Raw genomic sequence first — 23,147 nt, forward strand, 5'->3', positions numbered from 1 at the left:
TTTACTCCTTTGTTAAGATATAAGTTGTAACGAAATAAGTAATAGGTATCGTAAAGACTAGTGCAGGGAAAGGGGCATAAACTTTATGGATATGCAGTAATTCCACGAATATATAGAGTAGCAGCGTCTGTACACCCATATTCACAACCTGCGTCAGTGGAAATTGAATAAATTTTTTAAAGGTGGGTTTCACTTTATACACAAAATAACAGTTTAAAAAATAAGAAATAATAAATGACACGAGAAATCCCGTTAGATGACTCGTTAAATAACCTAAATGTAAAACCTTTAATAATAGCAAATAGACAAGGTAATAATTGAATGTATTAATGAAACCTACAACAATAAACTTGATCAGTCGACTGTAACGTTTTATCATATGCGTGTTCTCACGTTCTCCTGCAGCTCGTTTTTACTAATATTAGTTTCGCTAATAATGTAGTGGGGTCGACCCTTTGTCTCATAATAAATCCGACCGATATATTCGCCGATAATGCCAAGGCCAAACAGTTGAACGGAACCGAGAAACAATACCGATGCAATGATTGTGAAATATCCAGGTGACTCTACGCCGTGGCGCATAATTTGTATGAAAGTGATCAATATATAGAGTAAGCATAACGTCATAGTGAGTGCGCCAAAATGGAAACAAAGACGTAATGGTTTATTGTTATAGCTAATAATACCGTCAATTGCATAGTCAATCAGTCTTTTTGGAGAGAATGAAGACTGTCCTTCAAAACGTTCAATATTTTTAAAGTTTAATGTCTTTTTGCTGAAACCTACCCATTCAAATATCCCTTTAGAAAATCGGTTATATTCTTTTAAGGAAAGGATGCTATCAATCACACGTCTTGAGATCAGACGAAAATCACCTTCACCATCTGTTAGCTGAATATCAACTGCATTGTTGATAAGCTTGTAAAATAACTGAGTTGGGAATTTCCTGATGACATGCTCTCCTGAACGGTCTCTGCGCATGACCACTTGGTCATATCCTTCTTCATAATAATGAATCATCTCCGGTATGCGTTCAGGAGGGTGCTGGAAATCAGCATCTAAAATAACAGCACAGTCTCCACGAGCTGCATTGAGTCCGGCGATCATAGCAGACTCTTTACCGAAATTGCGAGAAAAGGAAATGTACCTTATTTGTGGAAAAAGGGTTGCCTGCTCTTTTATGATTGATAAAGAATGGTCTTTACTTCCATCATTGACGAGTATGAGTTCATAGTTGTAGTTGTTATTATGCATCACAGCATCAATCTGTTCAGTAAGTAGCTGAATATTCTTCTCTTCATTATAAATTGGTGCGATGAGTGAAATTAGCATAAAGACTCCTTAAGTAATGTGTTAAAATATTAATTATAAATCATAAAGATATTTTAACATACAATGAAGTAAATCGTATTTTGTATGATGATTAAATTAAATAACTGGAAAGAAGTGAAATTATGGCAATACAATGGTTCCCAGGACATATGGCAAAGGCAAGGAGAGAAGTTACAGAGCAGCTTAAGCTCGTCGATGTAGTATTTGAGCTTGTTGATGCACGCATCCCTTACTCTTCACGAAACCCTATGATTGATGAAGTAATCAAGGATAAACCGCGCGTCGTATTATTAAACAAGATGGATATGGCAAATTTAAATGAAACAAAAAAGTGGATGTCCTATTTTGAGGAACAGGGCTTTTATCCTGTGCTCATTGATAGCAAAAATGGTAAAAATCTATCCCAAGTAACGAAAGCGGCAGAAATCGTTACTAAAGAAAAGTTTGACCGCATGAAGCAAAAAGGGTTACGTCCACGTGCAATTCGTGCAATGATTGTCGGCATTCCAAATGTGGGTAAATCAACTTTAATTAATCGCCTTGCAAAGAAATCAATCGCAAAGACGGGGAATATGCCAGGGGTTACAAAGAAACAGCAGTGGATTAAGGTTGGAAAGACATTGGAACTATTAGATACACCCGGGATTTTATGGCCGAAGTTTGAGGATCAGACTGTCGGCAAAAAATTAAGTTTAACAGGTGCAATTAAAGATAGCATTGTTCATTTAGATGAAGTCGCTATATATGGGATTTCGTTTTTGCAGGAAAGAGACCTGAACACATTTAACAAGCACTATAATATTGATGTCACAGCAGATACGCCGTATATTGAAGTATTTGATGCGATCGGCAGAAGCCGTGGCCTAAAGTTAAAGGGTAATGAAATAGATTATGAATCGGTTGTAGAATTAATTATAAGAGATATACGTAACGAAAAAATAGGAAAATATACATTCGATCATATTTCAATGTCAGAGGTTGATGATGAAGAGTAATGACTATACCATCGCTTTACTTAAAGAAAAAGTAAGAGAGATGAATCAAACAGAACTTATTGATTTTTTTGAAGAAGAGTCGAGAAGTGGTGCGTTAAAAGTAAAGCAGGCGAGAGAAAAACAAGTCGCGCAGGAAACTCAAGCAATAGATGAATATGAACAAATGCTCGAATATGAACGTCGCTATAACGGAAAAGTCGTTTGTGGTATTGATGAAGTCGGGCGTGGTCCATTAGCGGGCCCAGTTATCGCATGTGCTGTCATCTTAAACGATGGCCATCACTATATTGGTCTAAACGATTCGAAGCAGTTATCAAAGCATAAGAGGGAATCGCTTTATGACGCATTAACACAGTCGGTTGCATATGCGATAGGAGAAGCAAGTGTGGAGGAAATTGATAAATTCAATATATACGAAGCAACGAAACTTGCGATGCACAGAGCGATAGATAAGTTACCTGTAAAGCCTGACGTACTACTGATAGATGCGATGAAACTGAATACAGGTTTAATTGAGGAATCAATCATTAAAGGAGACGCTAAAAGTATTTCTATCGCTGCAGCAAGTGTTATTGCGAAAGTTTATCGCGATCACCTGATGGAAGAGATTCATAAAGATATTCCTTACTATGATTTTAATCAAAATGCTGGATATGGCACTAAAAGACATTTAGAAGGTTTGATGCAGTATGGGATAACAGAGCATCATCGCAAATCATTTGAGCCGATTAAATCAATGATAAAAACAGAAGAAAACGCAAAGACAATTACGTAACTATCGTAATTGTCTGTTTTTTTTAAGCGTTTGCGGTTTACAATAGCGCTTTCATTTTTTATAATTGGAACGTAAGCTAAATTAATGTGCACTATAGGAGGATGGACAATGAATATCCATGAGTATCAAGGGAAAGAGATTTTTCGCTCTATGGGTGTAGCAGTTCCGAACGGTTCTGTTGCTTATACACCTGAAGAAGCAGTTGAAGTAGCTAAAGGTCTAAAAGAAGGGGTCTACGTCGTTAAAGCTCAAATTCACGCTGGTGGCCGTGGTAAAGCTGGCGGTGTTAAGATTGCAAAATCTTTAGACGAAGTTGAAAGCTACGCGAAAGAATTAATTGGAAAAGTATTAGTTACGCATCAAACTGGTCCTGAAGGTAAGGAAGTTAAACGTCTTCTAGTTGAAGAAGGATGCGATATAAAAAAGGAATATTATTTAGGTTTCGTACTAGACCGTGCTACAGACAGTGTAGTATTAATGGGTTCTGAAGAAGGTGGGACTGAAATTGAAGAGGTAGCTGAAGCGACACCTGAAAAAATCTTTAAAGAAGTGATCGATCCAGTTGTTGGATTAATGCCTTATCAAGCACGTCGTCTAGCATTTAACATTAATATTCCGAAAGAATCTGTAAATAAAGCAGTAAAAATTATGCTAGGTCTATATGATGTATTTATGAAGAAAGATGCTTCAATCATTGAAATTAACCCACTTGTAACAACAGGTGACGGGGAAGTTTTAGCGCTTGACGCTAAAATTAACTTTGATGCAAACGCATTATTCCGTCAAAAAGACGTTATGGAACTACGTGATTTAGATGAAGAGGATCCAAAGGAAATCGAAGCATCTAAATATGATTTATCATATATCGCTTTAGATGGGAATATCGGTTGTATGGTAAACGGTGCCGGTCTTGCGATGGCAACGATGGATACAATTAATCATTTCGGCGGAAATCCGGCGAACTTCCTTGATGTAGGGGGCGGCGCAACGAAAGAGAAAGTTACTGAAGCATTCAAAATCATTTTAGGTGATGAGAAGGTTGAGGGGATTTTCGTTAATATCTTCGGTGGTATCATGAAGTGTGATGTAATCGCAGAAGGTGTTGTTGCAGCGGCTAAAGAATTAGAATTAACAATCCCATTAGTGGTACGTTTAGAAGGTACAAATGTGGATCAAGGTAAAGAAATTCTAGGTAATTCAGGATTAGCAATTACACCAGCAAGCACGATGGCTGAAGGTGCACAAAAAATCGTTGAATTAGTAAAAGAAGCTAAATAGGAAGCGGGGATAATCGTGGGAGTATTTATTGATAAAGATACAAAAGTAATCGTACAAGGAATTACAGGATCAACAGCATTATTTCATACGAAACAAATGATTGAATATGGTACAAAGATCGTTGCCGGTGTTACACCAGGTAAAGGTGGTATGGAAGTTGAAGGCGTACCGGTATTTAATACCGTTGAAGAAGCAGTAAAAGCAACAGGTGCTACCGTATCTGTTATATATGTACCAGCACCATTTGCTGCAGATGCAATTGTTGAATGTGTAGATGCTGAATTAGATTTAGCAATCTGTATTACAGAACATATTCCAGTATTAGATATGGTTAAAGTGAAACGTTATATGCAAGGTAAGAAAACACGCTTAGTTGGACCGAACTGTCCTGGTGTTATTACTGCTGATGAGTGTAAAATCGGGATTATGCCAGGATACATTCATAAAAAAGGTCACGTTGGCGTTGTAAGCCGTTCTGGAACATTGACTTATGAAGCAGTGCATCAGCTAACACAAGCAGGTATTGGTCAAACAACAGCTGTAGGTATCGGTGGAGATCCTGTAAACGGTACGAACTTCATCGATGCACTAGAAGCGTTTAACAATGACCCTGAAACTTTAGCTGTTGTGATGATCGGTGAAATCGGTGGGACAGCTGAAGAAGAAGCTGCTGAATGGGTAAAAGCGAACATGACGAAACCTGTTGTAGGCTTTATCGGTGGTCAGACTGCACCTCCAGGTAAACGTATGGGACATGCTGGTGCGATTATTTCTGGCGGTAAAGGTACGGCTGAAGAAAAGATTAAAACAATGAATGCTTGCGGCATTAAAACTGCAGCGACACCTTCTGAAATTGGTTCTACATTAATCGAACGTATTAAAGAAGAAGCAGGCTTATACGAAAAATGTTTAACAGTTAAATAAAAAAGAATCCGGACGACCTATATATGAGTTATAGGTCGTCCGGTATTTTTTTATTAATATTTACAAATATTAATACTTAAATGAAATGAAATTAAAGAACACCTATTAGAATAGTAATGAGGTGATAGATATGAAACGACATCATAAACTTTTAAAACTCATTTATGCAGGTTTCACGACTCAGGAGTTACACAAGATATATAATGTTTACCATTCATTTGATTTAAATTTTCTTCAGCTCAAGCCTATATTACGACAAATTTTTAACTGCCATGAGCGCACGCTGGATAATAAGTTATCAAAATTTCAGAATCTCAAAATCAAAACGCTGTTAGAAGAGCTTGCAAACAAGGAGATCACCCCAATCTATTTTGATTCAGAAGCGTACCCACAACTACTGCTTGAAATTTATGATTATCCTTTTGTTTTATTCGCAAAAGGCAATATTAATCTTCTTAACTATACGAATGCCTTAGCGATTGTAGGGAGCAGAGATGCAACGAATTATACAGCAGATGCCCTGGACCAGATTGTACCGGTACTGATAAAAAATAATATATACATCGTCAGTGGCTTGGCAAAAGGCGCAGATAATTATGCGCATCTGGCATGTAACTTTTATGGAGGTCATACGATTGGAGTCCTCGCGTATGGTCATGATTTCATCTATCCTGCAGAGACTACTTTAATAAGAAGGCTGATGGAAAAACATCACATCGTGATAAGTGAATATCCACCGGCTACACCAATACAAAAGTTTAGATTTCCAGAACGTAATAGAATTATTAGCGGTCTTGCTCAAGGCATCCTGATCACTGAAGCAAAAGAGAGGAGTGGGAGTTTAATAACGCTGGATCAAGGTTTAGAACAGAATAGGAACATCTATTGTCTGCCAGGACCTATCATTCATGAACTTTCAGCAGGATGTAATAAAAGGATCAAAGAAGGTGCAAAGCTTGTTCAATGTGCACAGGATATTATAGAAGATTATTTTTTTCCTGATATTTCAAAAAATTAAAACTATATTTATGAGTTTTATTTGACAATCACTTACTTATACGTATATTATTTATCATTGAAAACAAATTAAGTAAGAGGGGGATATACAATTGGCAGAAAATCTCGTCATTGTTGAGTCGCCTGCAAAAGCTAAAACCATTGAAAAATATTTAGGGAAGAAATTTAAAGTGGTCGCATCTATGGGGCATGTACGTGATTTACCGCGTAGCCAGATGGGCGTTGATACTGAAAATGATTTTGAACCAAGATATATAACGATTAGAGGAAAAGGGCCTATCGTACAAGATTTAAAAAGACATGCAAAGCGTGCGAAACATGTTTATCTTGCGAGTGACCCGGACCGTGAAGGTGAAGCGATTGCCTGGCATTTGGCACATATACTGAATATAGATGAAAAAGCAGAATCCAGAGTTGTATTTAATGAAATTACAAAGGATGCTGTCAAAGAGAGTTTTAAGCATCCAAGACAAATTGAACAAAATCTTGTTGATGCTCAGCAAGCACGACGTATACTTGACCGTCTCGTAGGTTATAATATTTCTCCGGTATTATGGAAAAAAGTTAAAAAAGGACTTTCGGCTGGCCGTGTTCAATCTGTGGCACTTAAGCTTATTATTGATCGAGAAGAAGAAATCAATGCGTTTAAACCAGAGGAATACTGGACGATTGATGGATTATTTGAATATGATAAAAAACAGTTCAAGGCAAAGTTCTTACATGAGAATAATAAACCTAAGAAATTAAAGCAGGAAGACGACGTTAAAGCAATTGTCAAACAACTGAAATCAGATACATTTAAAGTGACAGATGTCACAAAAAAAGAAAAACTCAGAAATCCTGCACAACCCTTTACTACAAGTTCGCTGCAACAAGAAGCTGCACGTAAGCTTAACTTCAAAGCACGTAAAACAATGATGCTTGCACAACAATTATATGAAGGGATCGACCTTAAGAAACAAGGTACAGTCGGGCTGATTACATATATGCGTACGGATTCTACTCGTATTTCAGATACTGCAAAGAATGAGGCTGCAAGCTATATTGAAGAACATTACGGTAAAGAATTCTTGTCTAAACGCAGAAGTAAGAGTGGAGGTGCCCAAGATGCACATGAAGCAGTACGCCCAACATCGGTGATGCGTACGCCTTCTGAGATGAAAGCGTATCTTTCTAGAGATCAGCTACGCCTATACAAATTGATCTGGGAGCGTTTTATGGCAAGTCAAATGGCTGCAGCAGTCATTGATACGGTCAGTGTAGACCTTGTTCAGGATAATATTAAATTTAGAGCAAATGGTCAGACAATTAAGTTTAAAGGATTTATGAGCGTGTACATCGAAGGTCAGGATGAAGAGACTGAAGACGGAGAGAATAAATTGCCGGTGCTGGAAGTGGGTAACACAGTTAAGGCTGTTAATATCGACGAAAATCAGCATTTCACACAACCACCTCCACGCTACACTGAAGCACGTCTTGTTAAAACGATGGAAGAAAAAGGTATTGGCAGACCTTCAACTTATGCACCAACCATAGATACGATTCAAAAGCGTAATTATGTAAAAGTTGACCAGAAGAAATTTTATCCGACGGAGCTTGGCATCATTGTCAACGAGTCTGTTAAAGAATACTTTCCTGAAATTATTGATATTGATTTCACGGTGAATATGGAGACATTATTGGATAAAATTGCAAGTGGAGATATGGAATGGAAGAAAGTTGTTTCAACATTTTATGGTGATTTTAAAACGCATGTTGAACGTGCAGAAGCAGAAATGGAAAAGATTGAAATTAAAGACGAGCCAGCAGGAGAAGATTGTGAGAAATGCGGTTCTCCGATGGTATATAAAATGGGACGTTACGGTAAATTTATGGCCTGTTCAAATTTCCCTGACTGCAGAAATACAAAAGCAATCGTCAAAACTATTGGTGTACCATGTCCAAAGTGTAAAGATGGCGAAGTTGTTGAACGTAAATCTAAGAAAAATAGAATTTTTTATGGCTGCAGTAATTTTCCAGAATGTGATTATATTTCTTGGGATAAACCTATTGCAAGAAATTGTCCGAAGTGTGACACGCAGCTTGTGGAACGCAAAAAAGGGAAGCAGACACAAGTTGTATGCACGAATTGTGATTATGATGAGAAGCCTCAATAACACATCCATAAATAATCATGTTAATCTGAGAACAGATTTGAAATATAATCTGTTCTCTATTATTTTTTCGATTTTTGTGAAAAATGAATCTGTTTTTAATAATAATAGTTTATTTCATTACAAAATTGTAATACAATCATGAAGGATATTCAGGAGGAGATACTATGACAATTGTAAATATAATTGGCGCTGGGCTTGCGGGTAGTGAAGCGGCATACCAATTAGCAAAACGAGGTATTAAAGTTAAACTATATGAAATGAGGCCGGTAAAGCAGACCCCAGCTCATCATACAGACAAATTTGCTGAACTTGTCTGCTCGAATTCATTACGAGGCAATGCGTTGACGAATGCTGTCGGTGTTCTTAAAGAAGAGATGCGTAGACTCGATTCGTTAATCATCAAAGCTGCTGATAACGCAAGCGTACCCGCAGGCGGAGCACTAGCTGTAGATAGACATGAATTCAGTGGATATGTGACAGATACATTAAAGCAACATGCAAATATTGAAGTTATCAATGAAGAAATTACGGAGATACCAGATGGACCGACGATAATTGCGACTGGCCCATTAACTACTGAAAGCTTATCAAAACAAATTCAGACGCTAACAGGACAAGATCATCTCTACTTCTATGATGCGGCTGCACCTATCATTGAAAAGGATTCAATCGATATGGATAAAGTGTATTTGAAGTCGCGTTATGATAAAGGTGAGGCTGCATATTTGAACTGTCCGATGACAGAAGAAGAGTTCAATACATTCTATGATGCTTTACTTGAAGCAGAAGTAGTGCCATTAAAGGAATTCGAAAAAGAAATCTACTTTGAGGGCTGTATGCCGTTTGAAGAGATGGCGAAGCGAGGGCGTAAAACACTATTGTTTGGACCAATGAAGCCTGTTGGTCTAGAAGATCCTAAGACTGGGGAACGTCCATATGCAGTTGTCCAGTTACGTCAGGATGATGTAGCAGGAACACTTTATAATATTGTAGGTTTTCAGACACATTTGAAGTGGGGCGCACAAAAAGAAATATTAAAGCTGATTCCTGGTCTTGAAAATGTGGAAGTTGTCAGATATGGTGTTATGCACCGCAACACGTTTATCAATTCGCCGACAAATCTACAGCAGACGTATCAATTTAAAGGCAATGACAGTCTGTTTCTGGCTGGACAGATGACAGGTGTAGAAGGTTATGTGGAAAGTGCAGCAAGTGGATTAGTTGCAGGAATCAATATGGCGAAGTATGTTGACAATAAGCCTGTGATTACATTCCCTGAAAATACAGTGATCGGTTCAATGGCATATTACATCACGCATACAAGCAGCAAGAACTTTCAACCGATGAACGCCAATTTCGGACTCTTGCCAAGTTTAGATAAACGTATTAAAGATAAAAAAGAACGATATGAAGCGCTCGCAGCACGCGCATTAGCTTCTTTAGAGCATTTTAAAGTTACTTTATAGTGTTTTAGTTGTGTGTCAATTTTAAATTGTGATAGAATTCAGATAAATAGGAGGACTGTATGGATACTAATGATTTGCAAAGATTCTTAACTTACTTGAAGAATGAGCGTAATTTTTCAGACCATACTGTTACCGCCTATAAAAATGATGTACTGCAGTTTATTGCGTTTTTAGAACACGAACAGTTAGAGTTTAGAACTTTTGAATATCGTGATGCGAGAAATTACCTCGTGAGTCAATATAATAAAGGGCTTGAACGTACGACGGTGTCGAGAAGAATTTCTGCGTTACGCTCTTTTTATGGGTTTTTATATGATGGAGACGAAAGCAATCCCTTTGTACAACTTGTTCATCCGAAACAAAAGAAGTATCTGCCTGAATTCTTCTATGAAAAAGAGATGACTTTATTGTTTAATAGTATCGACATGTCAAAACCGTTCGCAGTAAGAGATAAATTCATACTTGAGATGCTGTATGCTACAGGTATGCGTGTTTCAGAGTTTATTGAGCTGAAGAGTGATGCATTCGATCTAGGACTTATGACAGTAAAGGTGATGGGGAAAGGGCGTAAAGAAAGAATTATTCCTTATGGCGCCTATGCACATCAGTCATTACTGGATTATCTGGATTTTAGAAACGGCAAGATGATAACGCATGACTATTTACTGATCAATCAGCGGGGTGGTCCTCTCACTGCTAGGGGACTGACATATATTCTTGATATGCTGATTAAGAGGAGTAGTGCGGATGGACATATCCATCCCCATAAATTAAGACATACATTCGCAACACACTTATTGAATAATGGAGCAGATTTGCGTACTGTTCAGGAATTGCTTGGCCATGTCAATTTATCGACAACGAGCAAATATACGCATATAACGAAAGCGCACTTAAGAAATTCATATTTAAACGCACATCCAAGAGCATAAGGAGTGAAAGAATGAATAATCAATTACATGCTACGACAATTTTTGCAATCAGACATAATGGTCGAGCGGCAATGAGTGGTGATGGTCAAGTGACACTCGGCCAACAGGTCATTATGAAACAGACTGCAAGAAAAGTGAGAAGACTTTTTAATGATGAGGTCGTGGCGGGATTTGCCGGCAGTGTTGCAGATGCATTTACGTTATTTGAAATGTTTGAAGCAAAACTTCATGGATATAATGGTAATTTATCACGTGCAGCAGTTGAGCTTGCCAAAGAATGGCGTGGCGACAAAATGTTACGTCAACTTGAAGCGATGCTGATTGTTATGAACAAAGATGAACTGCTTGTCGTGAGTGGTACAGGCGAAGTGATCCAGCCTGATGATGATATTATTGCGATTGGTTCAGGTGGGAATTATGCGCTAAGTGCGGGGCGTGCATTAAAGCGTCATGCCAGCACATTGAGCGCCCGCGATATCGCACAGGCTTCTTTAGAAACAGCAGCTGATATATGTGTATTCACAAATCATAATATTATTATTGAAGAAATTTAGGAGGCAAATCATGAAGTCAGCGAACTTAACGCCAAGACAAATCGTTAGTCATCTTGATGAACATATTATCGGTCAGCAGGATGCAAAGAGGAAAGTGGCGGTAAGCTTGAGAAATCGTTACCGTCGTATGGCACTAGATGATGAGATTCAAAAGGAAGTCATTCCTAAGAACATATTGATGATTGGGCCAACGGGTGTCGGTAAAACAGAGATAGCGAGACGAATGGCAAAGCTGGTTGGCGCGCCTTTTGTAAAAGTAGAAGCAACCAAATATACAGAAGTCGGTTATGTAGGTCGCGATGTTGAAAGTATGATAAGGGATCTTACAGAAAATGGTGTCAGGTTAATTAAAGAGAAGAAAAAACAGGAAGTTCTAGAAGAAGCTAAACGAAATGCAGAAGAACGCCTTGTTAAGTTGCTCGTTCCAGCGATGAAGAAAAAAGAAAATAAAGCTGGAAATCCATTTGAAATGCTGTTCAATCAAACTATCCAAGAAGAAGAAGATGCACCAGATGAGCATGTAAAATTAAAACGTAAAGATATTCAAGTTCAGCTGAAAGCAGGAAAGTTAGAAGATGAAACTGTCAAGATTAAAGTAGACCAAGAATTTAAAGGATTGAATATGTTCGGTATGGATATGCAGAACAATCAAATGCAGGATATGTTCAGTCAGATGATGCCGAAGAAGAAGGTTGAACGTACGTTAAAGGTTTCAGATGCAAGGGACGTTCTGATTGATGAAGAAGCAACAAAGCTGATCGATGAAGAATCAATGCATAGTGAAGCTGTAGTCTTAACTGAGCAGTTAGGAATTGTATTTATCGATGAAATAGATAAGATAGCCGGAGGTAATCAAGGGCCGGATGTTTCAAGACAAGGTGTTCAGCGTGATATATTACCGATTGTTGAAGGTAGTGTAGTTCAGACGAAGTATGGAGCGGTTAACACTGAACACATCCTATTCATAGGTGCTGGGGCTTTCCATGTGTCCAAACCAAGCGACCTGATTCCAGAGTTACAAGGGAGGTTCCCGATTCGGGTGGAGCTTGATAAGCTTTCGGTAGATGATTTCAAAAGAATACTAAAAGAACCGAAACTATCGCTGTTAAAACAGTATGAAAGTTTGCTGGCGACAGAAGATGTTACTATCCAGTTTACGGATGAAGCGATTGACAGACTCGCGGAAATGTCCTATGAAGTGAATCAGGAGACAGATAACATTGGTGCAAGACGCCTACATACAATTTTAGAAAAGATGCTTGAGGATCTGCTATTTGAGGCTTCGGAAATGCCGAACGCACATGTAGATATTACTGCGCAATATGTCGATGCTAAACTAGGAAACATTACAAAAAATAAAAATTTAAGTGAATTTATACTTTAAAGGAGTGCCTTTTAATATGGGATTATTACAAAAAACGAGAAAGATTAACAAACTTTTACAGGAGCATAAAGGGATTGCAGTTGATTTTAAAGAAATGGCAGATTATCTTGGTTCAACGATGCAATCTAATGTGTTCATCTTATCACGTCGCGGAAAGTTATTAGGTTTTGGTGTTAATGAACTACTTAAGAACGAACGCATTATCAAGATGCTTGAGGAACGTCAGTTTCCAGAAACATATGTTGAGCTACTTTTAAATATTGATGAGACAAAGAGCAATATTCAAATAGAAAATGACCTTTCTGTGTTCCCATCTGAAAATGCAGACTTATTCGCTCAGTCTAATACGGTTATTATCCCGATAAAAGGGGGCGGTACACGCCTTGGAACGCTTGTATTAGGCCGTGTAGATAGAGCGTTTGATGATGAGGATCTCGTACTAGGAGAATATGCAGCTACTGTAGTAGGTATGGAAATTCTGCGTGAAAAGCACGCTGATGTTGAAAAGCTTGCGAGAGATAAAGCAGCAATCAATATGGCTATTAATTCACTATCGTATTCAGAGAAAGAAGCGATTGAACATATCTTTGAAGAATTAGGGGCATCAGAAGGATTACTTGTTGCTTCTAAAGTAGCAGATAGAGTCGGAATCACGCGTTCGGTTATCGTTAATGCACTCCGTAAGCTTGAAAGCGCAGGAGTTATTGAATCGCGATCGCTTGGTATGAAGGGTACATTTATCAAAATTAAAAAAGAACATTTCTTAGAGGAACTATCTGCGTCACATTAATCAATGTGATAAATATACAAACTTATAAGAGATAATTTATGTTTCTTTTAATTTTTATTATTGAATGTAATATTGATTTATGTTATATTAATCTATGGCTAAAAAGCCAAATTCACACATTACAGATAAGTATTTCGGACGGTGCAACATCTGTTGTTTCTGAAATTGCCTGTAATGGCGGAATAAAACCAATTAGGAGGAAATTAAAATGGCAGTAATCTCAATGAAACAATTGCTAGAAGCTGGTGTTCACTTCGGTCACCAAACACGTCGCTGGAACCCAAAAATGAAGAAATATATCTTCACTGAAAGAAATGGTATTTATATCATCGACCTTCAAAAAACAGTTAAGAAAGTTGAAGAAGCATACAACTTCGTAAAATCTATTTCTGAAGAAGGCGGTACTGTATTATTCGTAGGTACTAAAAAACAAGCACAAGAAGCAATCAAAGAAGAAGCGGAACGTGCAGGTCAATTCTTCATCAACGAACGTTGGTTAGGTGGAACATTAACAAACTACAAAACAATTTCTAAACGTGTAAAACGTATTTCAGAAATTGAAAAAATGGAAGAAGACGGTACTTTTGACGTACTTCCTAAAAAAGAAGTAGTTGAACTTAAAAAAGAATATGATCGTTTAATCAAATTCTTAGGTGGAATTCGTGAAATGAAATCTATGCCTTCAGCATTATTCGTAGTAGACCCTCGTAAAGAGCGTAACGCGATTGCAGAAGCTAAGAAATTACACATTCCAATCGTTGGTATCGTAGATACAAACTGTGATCCAGATGAAATCGATTACGTAATCCCTGCAAACGATGATGCGATTCGTGCCGTTAAATTATTAACTGGTAAAATGGCTGATGCAATCTTAGAAGGTCGTCAAGGCGTATCTAACGAAGAAGTTGCAGCTGAACAAAATATTGATTTATCTGAAGAAGCAGAAGTTAAAGCAGAAGAAACAACTGAAGCTTAATTGAAATAAAAGTGATAAGTGTATAACATTTATCACTTTTTTTAAAAGCTAAAGCATTTGCTTTAGTTTTAATTAAAATTTTAGTAAAATAAAACCGTAAACATAAATCTCTGGAGGTATTATACATGGCTATTACAGCACAATTAGTTAAACAATTACGTGAAAGAACAGGCGCAGGTATGATGGACTGCAAAAAAGCATTAACTGAAACAAACGGAGATATCGACGCAGCAGTTGACTACTTACGTGAAAAAGGAATTGCGAAAGCTGCTAAAAAAGCTGACCGTATCGCTGCTGAAGGTACAACTTATGTTGCTTCTAGTGGCAACACTGCAGTTTTATTAGAGTTAAACTCTGAAACAGACTTCGTTGCACGTAATGAAGGTTTCCAAGCATTAGTTAAAGAAATGGCAGATCATATTCTAGCAACTAAACCAGCTGATCTTGATGCATTAATGGCGTCTGAAATCGAAGCAGGTAAAAATGTTGAAACTAAATTGAACGAAGCAATTTCTACAATCGGTGAGAAATTAACTTTACGTCGTTTCGTATTAGCTGAAAAAACAGATGCAGATGCATTTGGTGAATACTTACACATGGGTGGACGTATTGGAGTATTAGCAGTAGTTGAAAATTCAACTGATGCTGAAGCTGCAAAAGACGTTGCAATGCACATCGCTGCATTAAATCCGAAGTTCGTTTCTCGTGAACAAGTTTCTGCTGAAGAATTAGAACACGAAAAAGAAATTTTGAAACAACAAGCATTAAATGAAGGTAAACCAGAAAATATCGTTGAAAAAATGGTAGAAGGTCGTCTACGTAAATATTTAGAAGAAATTTGTGTGGTTGATCAGCCATTCGTTAAAAATCCAGATCAAACTGTTGCTGAATTCTTAAAATCAAAAGGTGGTTCATTAAAATCATTCGTACGTTATGAAGTTGGAGAAGGTATCGAGAAACGTCAAGATAACTTTGCTGATGAAGTAATGGGGCAAATGGGTAAATAATGTTCTGATAAAGACACTTCGGTGTCTTTTTTTATACATAAAAGGTTAGAAAAACTACATATAATGATTTATTTAACAGAAGATTATTGATATAATGGCTATAGTTTTGTGTACAGTACACATATTTTGAGAGGACGGGTAATAATGATTGAAACTTCTAAATATAAACGTGTCGTATTAAAGTTGAGTGGAGAAGCGCTTGCTGGAGAAACAGGCTTTGGCATTAATCCGTTTGTGATTAAAAGTGTTGCGAAACAAGTGGCAGAAGTAGCGAAGATGGATTGTGAGATTGCTGTAATCGTAGGCGGTGGTAACATATGGCGCGGTAAAACAGGAAGTGACCTAGGTATGGACCGCGGTACTGCTGACTACATGGGGATGCTTGCTACGGTAATGAATTCATTAGCATTACAGGACTCTTTAGAACAATTGGATTGTGACACGCGTGTGCTAACTTCTATTGAAATGAAGCAAGTTGCAGAACCTTACATTCGACGTCGAGCGATACGCCATCTTGAGAAAGGTCGTGTTGTCATCTTCGCTGCTGGTATTGGGAATCCTTATTTCTCAACAGATACAACAGCTGCATTACGTGCTGCCGAGATGGAAGCAGATGTCATTCTGATGGGTAAGAATAACGTAGACGGTGTATATTCAGCTGATCCGAAACTAGATCCAAATGCGAAGAAATATGAAACCTTAACATATATCGAAATGTTACAAGAAGGTCTACAAGTAATGGATTCAACAGCAAGCTCATTCTGTATGGACAACGATATTCCACTCATGGTATTCTCAATTATGGAAGATGGTAATATTAAACGTGCAATTATGGGTGAAGAGATAGGGACTATCATCACAAAATAAAATATAGAATCAAAGGAGAAAAAGAATGACAACTGAAATTATGAATGAATTAAAATCAAAGATGGAAAAGAGTATCGAGAGCTTACAGCGTGACTTTGCTGCGATTCGTGCGGGCCATGCAAATGCTAATCTGTTAGATCGTGTATCTGTAGTTTATTACGGTGCTGAAACGCCAGTTCAGCAATTAGCAAGTATATCAGTTCCTGAAGCAAGAATGCTTTTAGTTACGCCATATGATAAAACATCAATTGATGATATTTTAAAGGCAATTAATATGGCAAACCTTGGTGTTAACCCGACTTCAGACGGGAATGTAATCCGTATTACAATACCAGCTTTAACAGAAGAACGCCGTAAAGAACTCGTTAAAGAAGCTAAGAAAGAAGCAGAGAATTCAAAAATTGCGATTCGTAACATCCGTCGTGATGCGAACGATGCACTTAAAAAAGCTGAAAAAGCTGGAGACATTACTGAAGATGATTTAAAATCATTTTCTGATGATGTTCAAGCTGAAACTGATAAATTTATTAAAAAGATTGACGAATTAACTGCGTCTAAAGAAAAAGATATTTTAGAAGTATAGGGTACCTGTAATAAAATAAATTATAGTTTGAATAAATGGCGAGCCAAATCATTTTTGGCTCGACCTTTTTTTGTGATTTTCATGAATATACATATATCTTATGTTAAAATATATGAATAAGTTGAATTACGGAGGCGGCTATGTTCCCATTTAAGAAAAGGAAAGTGACAGAAAATATTCAAATGAGTAAAGCGCATATTCCGAAACACATTGCTATTATAATGGATGGTAATGGGAGATGGGCGAAAGCTAAGAAGATGCCGCGCATTAAAGGGCACTACGAAGGCATGCAGACAGTAAAGAAGATAACAGGACATGCAAGTGATCTCGGAGTAGAATATTTAACATTGTATGCATTTTCTACCGAAAACTGGTCACGACCTAAAGATGAAGTAAATTATTTAATGAAGTTACCAGGAGATTTCTTAAATACCTTTCTTCCGGAATTGATTGCAAAGAACGTAAAGGTGGAAACGATTGGATTTATTGATGATCTGCCAGAACACACAAAGAAGGCTGTACTAGAGGCGAAAGAAAGAACAAAGGATAATACAGGGTTAAAGTTAGTATTTGCATTAAATTATGGTGGCAGAAAAGAAATCATCTCTGCGGTACAGTTAATTGCAGAACAATATAAATCTGGAGAGCTTTCATTAGATGAAATCAATGAGTCTCAGTTTAATGAATTTTTATTTACTAAAAATATGCCGGATCCAGAACTTCTCATCCGTACATCTGGTGAAGAGCGCTTAAGTAACTTTCTAATCTGGCAATGTTCATATAGTGAGTTTGTGTTTGTAGATGAATACTGGCCGGACTTCACAGAACAAAGTTTAGATAAATGTATTTCAATATACCAGAATCGACATAGACGATTTGGTGGATTATAAGGAGTAAATCATGAAAACAAGAACGATTACTGCGATAATCGCAATGGCAATCTTTTTGCCCGTGGTTGTATATGGTAAGCTGCCACTATTAATTATGGCATACTTACTTGCGATTGTAGCGCTAAAAGAAGTGTTGAATATGAAGAATATTAAGCTTTATTCATTACCCGGTATTATTAGTGTAGTCGCAATATGTTTAATTATGTTACCAGAAAAAAGTAAGCTTGTTGCGCTCGATTATCAGGTTCCTTTTTTAATATTAATGAGTTTAATTATGCTGAGCTATACAGTGATGAGTAAGAATAGATTCAATTTCGTGGATGCTGCATTTTGTATGCTTGCAGTTGCATATATTGGGATTGGGTTTATGTATTTCTATGAAACGCGTAACAACGGTCTGATTTATATTTTATTCGCTTTACTTATCGTATGGGTAACAGATACAGGTGCATACATATTTGGACGTTTATTTGGCAAGAATAAGCTGTGGCCAGAAATCAGTCCCAATAAAACGATAGAAGGCTTTGTAGGAGGTATTCTAAGTTCTACTATAATAGCAATTATATTCAGTATCAATTATGATATGCCGCTATCGATCCTGCCACTGATTCTTTTAACTTGGTTATTCAGTATGTTCGGGCAGCTCGGTGATTTAGTGGAAAGTGCGCTAAAACGTCACTTTGATGTTAAAGATTCAGGTAATCTGTTGCCTGGACATGGCGGAATACTCGATCGCTTTGATTCTTTTATCTTTGTACTGCCTTTGATGAATATATTATTGATTAGTTTCAAATAAACAATCACAGCATTATTTTATACATAATAACCCAGTTCATGTTTTGCTAAATCGTGAACAGGGTTATTTTTTCATGTGATAAATGTATTTGAATGCTTATTATGATTGCAAGATTTATGATAGAATAAAGCTATTAAACGTAAAAAAGGTGAAACAATGAAAAACATAGGAATATTAGGTGCCAGCGGATCAGTTGGTACACAAGGATTAGATATAATTAGACAATATCCGCATGCTTACAAGCTTGTGAGTTTTTCGGTTGGTAAAAATATTGATCTGGCAAATGAAATTATTGAAGAATTTAGACCGGACATCTGCTGTGTACAAAATAAAGAAGATGTAGATAAGATTAGATCAACGGCTATTAAAGTCGTATATGGTAATGACGGATTGATGGAAATAGCTGCATATCACAAAAATGATATGCTCTTAAATTCAATTATGGGGAGTGTCGGATTAAAGCCTACTGTTCATGCGATTAAACACGGAATCGATATTGCGCTTGCCAATAAAGAGACGCTTGTTGTTGCAGGTGAAATTATTATGCAGCTCGCCCGTGAAAATAATGTGAATATAATACCTGTAGACTCAGAGCATTCTGCAATCTTTCAGTGTTTAAATGGTGAAGATCATAAACATATTGAGAAACTGATTATTACAGCGAGTGGAGGTTCATTTAGAGATTTATCTCGCGCGGCACTGAAAGATGTTACTGTACAGGATGCACTGAAACACCCGAACTGGTCGATGGGTCAGAAGATTACAATTGATTCTGCGACAATGATGAATAAAGGACTTGAAGTCATTGAAGCAAGATGGCTGTTTGATATGCCAATCGATAAAATTGAAACTCTGTTACATAAGCAAAGTATCATACATTCAATGGTAGAGTTCAATGATACAAGTGTGATTGCCCAGCTTGGGACACCGGATATGCGTATGCCGATTCTTTATGCATTTAGTTATCCGGATCGTCTCGCACGTAAAGCAGAACGACTAAATCTTGCTGAAGTTGGTCAGCTGGACTTTAAGGCGATGGATTTTGATAGATATCGATGTCTGAAACTTGCATATGATGCAATCAGGATTGGTGGCACGATGCCAGTCGTAATGAATGCAGTCAACGAAGTTGTCGTGCAGCAGTTTTTAGATGAAGAGATTGACTTTTTAGATATTGAGACAATTATTGAACGTGAAATGAATGCACATGATGTGATACAAAGTCCAGATCTTGAAACCATTCTTGAAATTGATGCGCAGTATAAGTCAAGAAAGTATGAGGTGTAGCGATGTTAGGATTATTAGCCTTTATATTAGTCTTCGGATTAATCGTTACCGTGCATGAACTTGGACATTTAATCTTCGCAAAACGTGCAGGTATTATGTGTCCGGAGTTTGCAATCGGTATGGGACCGAAGCTCTTCTCTTACAAGAAGAATGAAACGCTGTACACGATTCGTATGCTGCCAGTTGGTGGGTATGTGATGATGGCTGGAAGCGGCATGGAAGAAAATCCGCTAAAAGCAGGGATGAATGTTAATATTAAGAGGAATCCTAATGGCGAAGTGACGCATATTCTGCTTGATGAACAGCATCAATTCCAGCAAATCGAACAAATTGAAGTCGTTGATAGTGATATGGATGATGCAATGTTTATTGAAGGTATCAATCAATATACGCAGCAGCAAGAGCATCTTCGTATTGCAGAACAGTCATATTTTGTCCGTGAAGGAGACTTGATTCAGATTGCTCCTCCTAGCAGACAGTTCAGAACGAAGAAACCATTGCCAAAGTTCTTAACATTATTTGCAGGACCATTCTTTAATTTTCTGTTGACACTTGTACTATGTATTATCATTGCATTTATGATAGGTTCTCCTACAAATGCTGTGAAAGAAGTAGCTGAAGATTCTCCTGCAATGAGTGCAGGACTGAAGGCTGGTGATAGAATAGTACAGCTCAATGATGAGAAGGTAAGTACATTTGGCGAAATAAAATCTTACCTTGCGAATAATGAGGGTAATCCGTTAAGCGTAACCGTTGAACGTGGAGACCGTGCTGAAAAGATAGAACTGAAACCTAAAAAGATTGTCACTCAGATTTCTAAAACAAAGAAAGAAACGACTTATCAGATCGGTTTCTTACCAGAAAGACAGTTTTCATTCACAGACCCATTTATAAATGGCTTTAATGAAACGATGCGCTATGCAACGCTGATTTTTACATTACTTATCGAACTGTTTACTTCTATATTTACAGGGAGTTTTTCATTTAATATGTTAAATGGACCTGTAGGTATCTATAAATTTACAGATACTGTTGCGCAGCAAGGACTTATCCCACTGCTTAATTTAGCAGCAATGCTTTCTATAAACATCGGGATTATGAATTTGATACCTGTTCCTGCTTTAGACGGCGGACGTATATTGTTTGTTCTGTATGAGGCTATATTCAGACGTCCTGTGAATAAACGTGTAGAGATGATTATCGTCGGAGCAGGGGTAATATTTATGTTCTTTGTGATGATAATGGTGACGTGGAACGATATTTCAAGATATTTCTTAAAATAAACAGCACTGTGCTGTTTATTTTTTGTTTGATTAATGATTATTTTATTATATGATATATGTATTATAGATTTTAGGAGGCAGCTATGAAACAGAGTAAGATGTTTATTCCAACATTAAGAGAAGTTCCAAGCGATGCAGATAGCAAAAGTCACCAGCTACTGCTTAAAGCAGGGATGATCAAACAAGTCGCAAGTGGTGTATACAGCTACTTACCGATTGCGAAACGTGTATTGAACAAGATTGAGGCTATCGTACGTGAAGAGATGGAAGCGATTGATGGTGTCGAAATACTAATGCCTGCCTTACAGCCTTCAGAGCTTTGGAGCGAATCTGGTCGCTGGCAAAGTTACGGCGCAGAGCTTATGCGTATGACAGACCGTCATGGTCGTGAATTTGCGCTTGGACCGACGCATGAAGAAATTATTACATCACTAGTGCGTGATGAATTAAAGTCTTATAAGAAGTTACCGGTAACGTTATTCCAGATTCAAAACAAGTTCCGTGATGAAAAGCGTCCTAGATTCGGATTGTTACGTGGCCGTGAATTTATTATGAAGGATGCATATAGCTTCCATGCGACAGAAGCATCACTTGATGAGACATATCAAGACATGTATGATGCATATTCCAAGATCTTTACACGACTTAATCTGCAGTTCCGTCCAGTTATCGCAGATAGTGGTGCAATTGGTGGCAGCCACACGCATGAATTTATGGCGTTAGCGGAAATTGGTGAAGATACGATTTGTTATACAGATGGCAGTGATTATGCAGCAAATATCGAAAAAGCAGAAGTCGTATACCATCCAAATAAGAAACATACAGAAGAGAAAGCATTAGAAAAAGTACATACGCCTGGTGTAAAAACAGCGCAGCAGTTAGCAGATTTCTTAAAGCGTGACTTAGATGAAATTGTGAAATCAATGATTGTTAAAGTCGATGACCAGTTTGTAATGTTCTTAATTCGTGGACATCATGAATTAAATGATATTAAGGTAAAATCATTCTTTGGAACTGAACATGTAGAGATGGCAACAGATGATGATATTCGTTCAATCTTAAATGCGAGTCCAGGTTCATTAGGCCCAGTAGGAGTTAATAAGATTGATATCTATGCAGATAACAGTGTACAGGATCTAAATAATTTAGCAGTCGGTGCAAATGAAGATGACTATCATTATGTGAATGCGAATGCCGATCGTGACTTTAACGTGAAAGCATATGGTGATTTCCGATTTATTTTAGAAGGTGAACCAGCTGCAGATGGTAGTGGTCCAGTTAAATTTGCTGAAGGTATTGAAATCGGACAAGTATTTAAACTCGGTACAAAATATAGTGAGAGCATGAATGCGACTTTCTTAAACGATCAAGGCCGAGCAGAGCCTATGATAATGGGATGTTACGGAATAGGCGTTTCACGTACATTATCAGCAGTAATCGAGCAGCATAATGATGACAAAGGTATTATATGGCCAACTGCTATTACCCCATATGAAGTGCATATCATCAGTGTGAATCCTAAGCAGGAAGCCCAAAAAAACCTTGCAGACCAGCTCTATGCTGCATATCGCACGCAGTATGAAGTACTGTATGATGACCGAGCAGAACGTGCGGGTGTGAAATTTAATGATGCAGATTTAATCGGAATACCGGTTCGTGTGGTGGTTGGGAAACAAGCAGCCGACGGTATTGTCGAGGTTAAGAACCGTCGTACTGGGGACGCTGTTGAAGTCCATATAGATGACTTACAAGAAACGATTCAATCAATTTATGCATCTTTTGAATCATAATTTGATATAATGAATAATAAAAGTAATACGCACCTGCGTGTTACTTTTTCATTTTGAAGGTGGTA

The 23,147-nt window shown here is 37.5% G+C and carries 22 protein-coding genes; 20 read left to right on the forward strand and 2 right to left on the reverse strand.

The window, feature by feature from the left end:
• Position 1: 1 nt before the first annotated feature.
• Both QA539_RS04610 and QA539_RS04615 read right to left on the reverse strand, forming a co-directional pair.
• On the reverse strand, positions 2 to 379 hold the full coding sequence (locus tag QA539_RS04610; protein WP_419895553.1) for a GtrA family protein: 378 nt from the start codon (positions 377 to 379) through the stop codon (positions 2 to 4).
• Complete coding sequence (locus QA539_RS04615; protein WP_219494633.1) at positions 376 to 1,332, reverse strand: glycosyltransferase family 2 protein; 957 nt, start codon at positions 1,330 to 1,332, stop codon at positions 376 to 378. Before QA539_RS04615 ends, QA539_RS04610 begins: the two co-directional genes overlap by 4 nt.
• A gap of 122 nt (positions 1,333 to 1,454) precedes the next feature.
• Here QA539_RS04615 and ylqF point away from each other — a divergent pair, with 122 nt between their 5' ends.
• The 20 genes from ylqF (at position 1,455) to QA539_RS04715 (ending at position 23,082) form a co-directional block, all read left to right on the forward strand.
• On the forward strand, positions 1,455 to 2,327 hold the full coding sequence (ylqF, locus tag QA539_RS04620) for a ribosome biogenesis GTPase YlqF (RefSeq protein ID WP_219494634.1): 873 nt from the start codon (positions 1,455 to 1,457) through the stop codon (positions 2,325 to 2,327).
• A complete protein-coding gene (locus QA539_RS04625; protein ID WP_419895554.1) occupies positions 2,317 to 3,102 on the forward strand; it encodes a ribonuclease HII in 786 nt (261 codons plus the stop codon). Before ylqF ends, QA539_RS04625 begins: the two co-directional genes overlap by 11 nt.
• Positions 3,103 to 3,210: 108 nt before the next feature.
• The gene (sucC, locus tag QA539_RS04630) at positions 3,211 to 4,380 is read left to right on the forward strand and encodes an ADP-forming succinate--CoA ligase subunit beta (RefSeq protein ID WP_419895555.1); all 1,170 of its coding nucleotides are present in this window, start codon (positions 3,211 to 3,213) and stop codon (positions 4,378 to 4,380) included.
• Between the two features lie 15 nt (positions 4,381 to 4,395).
• Positions 4,396 to 5,304, forward strand: a complete 909-nt coding sequence (sucD, locus tag QA539_RS04635) for a succinate--CoA ligase subunit alpha (protein WP_219494641.1) — start codon at positions 4,396 to 4,398, stop codon at positions 5,302 to 5,304.
• Positions 5,305 to 5,434: 130 nt separating this feature from the next.
• Positions 5,435 to 6,322, forward strand: coding sequence for a DNA-processing protein DprA (gene dprA, locus QA539_RS04640; protein WP_419895556.1), 888 nt, complete (start codon positions 5,435 to 5,437; stop codon positions 6,320 to 6,322).
• Positions 6,323 to 6,407: 85 nt separating this feature from the next.
• Positions 6,408 to 8,477 carry a type I DNA topoisomerase gene (gene topA, locus QA539_RS04645; protein WP_219494822.1) on the forward strand — a complete coding sequence of 690 codons (2,070 nt, stop codon included), beginning with the start codon at positions 6,408 to 6,410 and terminating at the stop codon, positions 8,475 to 8,477.
• A 164-nt stretch (positions 8,478 to 8,641) separates the two neighbouring features.
• Positions 8,642 to 9,943: an FADH(2)-oxidizing methylenetetrahydrofolate--tRNA-(uracil(54)-C(5))-methyltransferase TrmFO gene (gene trmFO, locus QA539_RS04650; protein WP_419895557.1), complete on the forward strand. Its 1,302-nt coding sequence runs from the start codon at positions 8,642 to 8,644 to the stop codon at positions 9,941 to 9,943.
• Positions 9,944 to 10,002: 59 nt separating this feature from the next.
• Complete coding sequence (locus QA539_RS04655; protein WP_419895558.1) at positions 10,003 to 10,875, forward strand: tyrosine recombinase XerC; 873 nt, start codon at positions 10,003 to 10,005, stop codon at positions 10,873 to 10,875.
• Between the two features lie 11 nt (positions 10,876 to 10,886).
• Positions 10,887 to 11,429 (forward strand): ATP-dependent protease subunit HslV, encoded by a 543-nt coding sequence (hslV, locus tag QA539_RS04660; RefSeq protein WP_419895559.1) that lies wholly within the window; start codon positions 10,887 to 10,889, stop codon positions 11,427 to 11,429.
• Between the two features lie 10 nt (positions 11,430 to 11,439).
• Positions 11,440 to 12,813: an ATP-dependent protease ATPase subunit HslU gene (gene hslU / locus QA539_RS04665; RefSeq protein ID WP_419895560.1), complete on the forward strand. Its 1,374-nt coding sequence runs from the start codon at positions 11,440 to 11,442 to the stop codon at positions 12,811 to 12,813.
• A 16-nt stretch (positions 12,814 to 12,829) separates the two neighbouring features.
• Positions 12,830 to 13,603 (forward strand): GTP-sensing pleiotropic transcriptional regulator CodY, encoded by a 774-nt coding sequence (codY, locus tag QA539_RS04670; RefSeq protein ID WP_219494652.1) that lies wholly within the window; start codon positions 12,830 to 12,832, stop codon positions 13,601 to 13,603.
• Positions 13,604 to 13,811: 208 nt separating this feature from the next.
• Positions 13,812 to 14,579 (forward strand): 30S ribosomal protein S2, encoded by a 768-nt coding sequence (rpsB, locus tag QA539_RS04675; protein ID WP_086038570.1) that lies wholly within the window; start codon positions 13,812 to 13,814, stop codon positions 14,577 to 14,579.
• 125 nt (positions 14,580 to 14,704) lie between these two features.
• Entirely contained in the window at positions 14,705 to 15,586 is an 882-nt protein-coding gene (gene tsf / locus QA539_RS04680; RefSeq protein ID WP_219494655.1) for a translation elongation factor Ts, read from the forward strand.
• Positions 15,587 to 15,730: 144 nt separating this feature from the next.
• Positions 15,731 to 16,453, forward strand: a complete 723-nt coding sequence (gene pyrH, locus QA539_RS04685; protein ID WP_219494656.1) for a UMP kinase — start codon at positions 15,731 to 15,733, stop codon at positions 16,451 to 16,453.
• Positions 16,454 to 16,478: 25 nt separating this feature from the next.
• Complete coding sequence (gene frr, locus QA539_RS04690; protein ID WP_219494658.1) at positions 16,479 to 17,036, forward strand: ribosome recycling factor; 558 nt, start codon at positions 16,479 to 16,481, stop codon at positions 17,034 to 17,036.
• Positions 17,037 to 17,176: 140 nt separating this feature from the next.
• Positions 17,177 to 17,926, forward strand: a complete 750-nt coding sequence (locus QA539_RS04695) for an isoprenyl transferase (RefSeq protein WP_283721623.1) — start codon at positions 17,177 to 17,179, stop codon at positions 17,924 to 17,926.
• 10 nt (positions 17,927 to 17,936) lie between these two features.
• Positions 17,937 to 18,722, forward strand: a complete 786-nt coding sequence (locus tag QA539_RS04700) for a phosphatidate cytidylyltransferase (protein WP_099483165.1) — start codon at positions 17,937 to 17,939, stop codon at positions 18,720 to 18,722.
• Between the two features lie 156 nt (positions 18,723 to 18,878).
• The gene (locus tag QA539_RS04705) at positions 18,879 to 20,009 is read left to right on the forward strand and encodes a 1-deoxy-D-xylulose-5-phosphate reductoisomerase (protein ID WP_219494662.1); all 1,131 of its coding nucleotides are present in this window, start codon (positions 18,879 to 18,881) and stop codon (positions 20,007 to 20,009) included.
• Between the two features lie 2 nt (positions 20,010 to 20,011).
• Positions 20,012 to 21,292, forward strand: coding sequence for an RIP metalloprotease RseP (gene rseP / locus QA539_RS04710; protein WP_419895561.1), 1,281 nt, complete (start codon positions 20,012 to 20,014; stop codon positions 21,290 to 21,292).
• Positions 21,293 to 21,375: 83 nt separating this feature from the next.
• On the forward strand, positions 21,376 to 23,082 hold the full coding sequence (locus QA539_RS04715; protein WP_219494665.1) for a proline--tRNA ligase: 1,707 nt from the start codon (positions 21,376 to 21,378) through the stop codon (positions 23,080 to 23,082).
• Positions 23,083 to 23,147 lie beyond the last annotated feature (65 nt).

The sequence above is a fragment of the Macrococcus psychrotolerans genome (assembly GCF_038095555.1).
GTDB lineage: Bacteria > Bacillota > Bacilli > Staphylococcales > Staphylococcaceae > Macrococcoides > Macrococcoides psychrotolerans.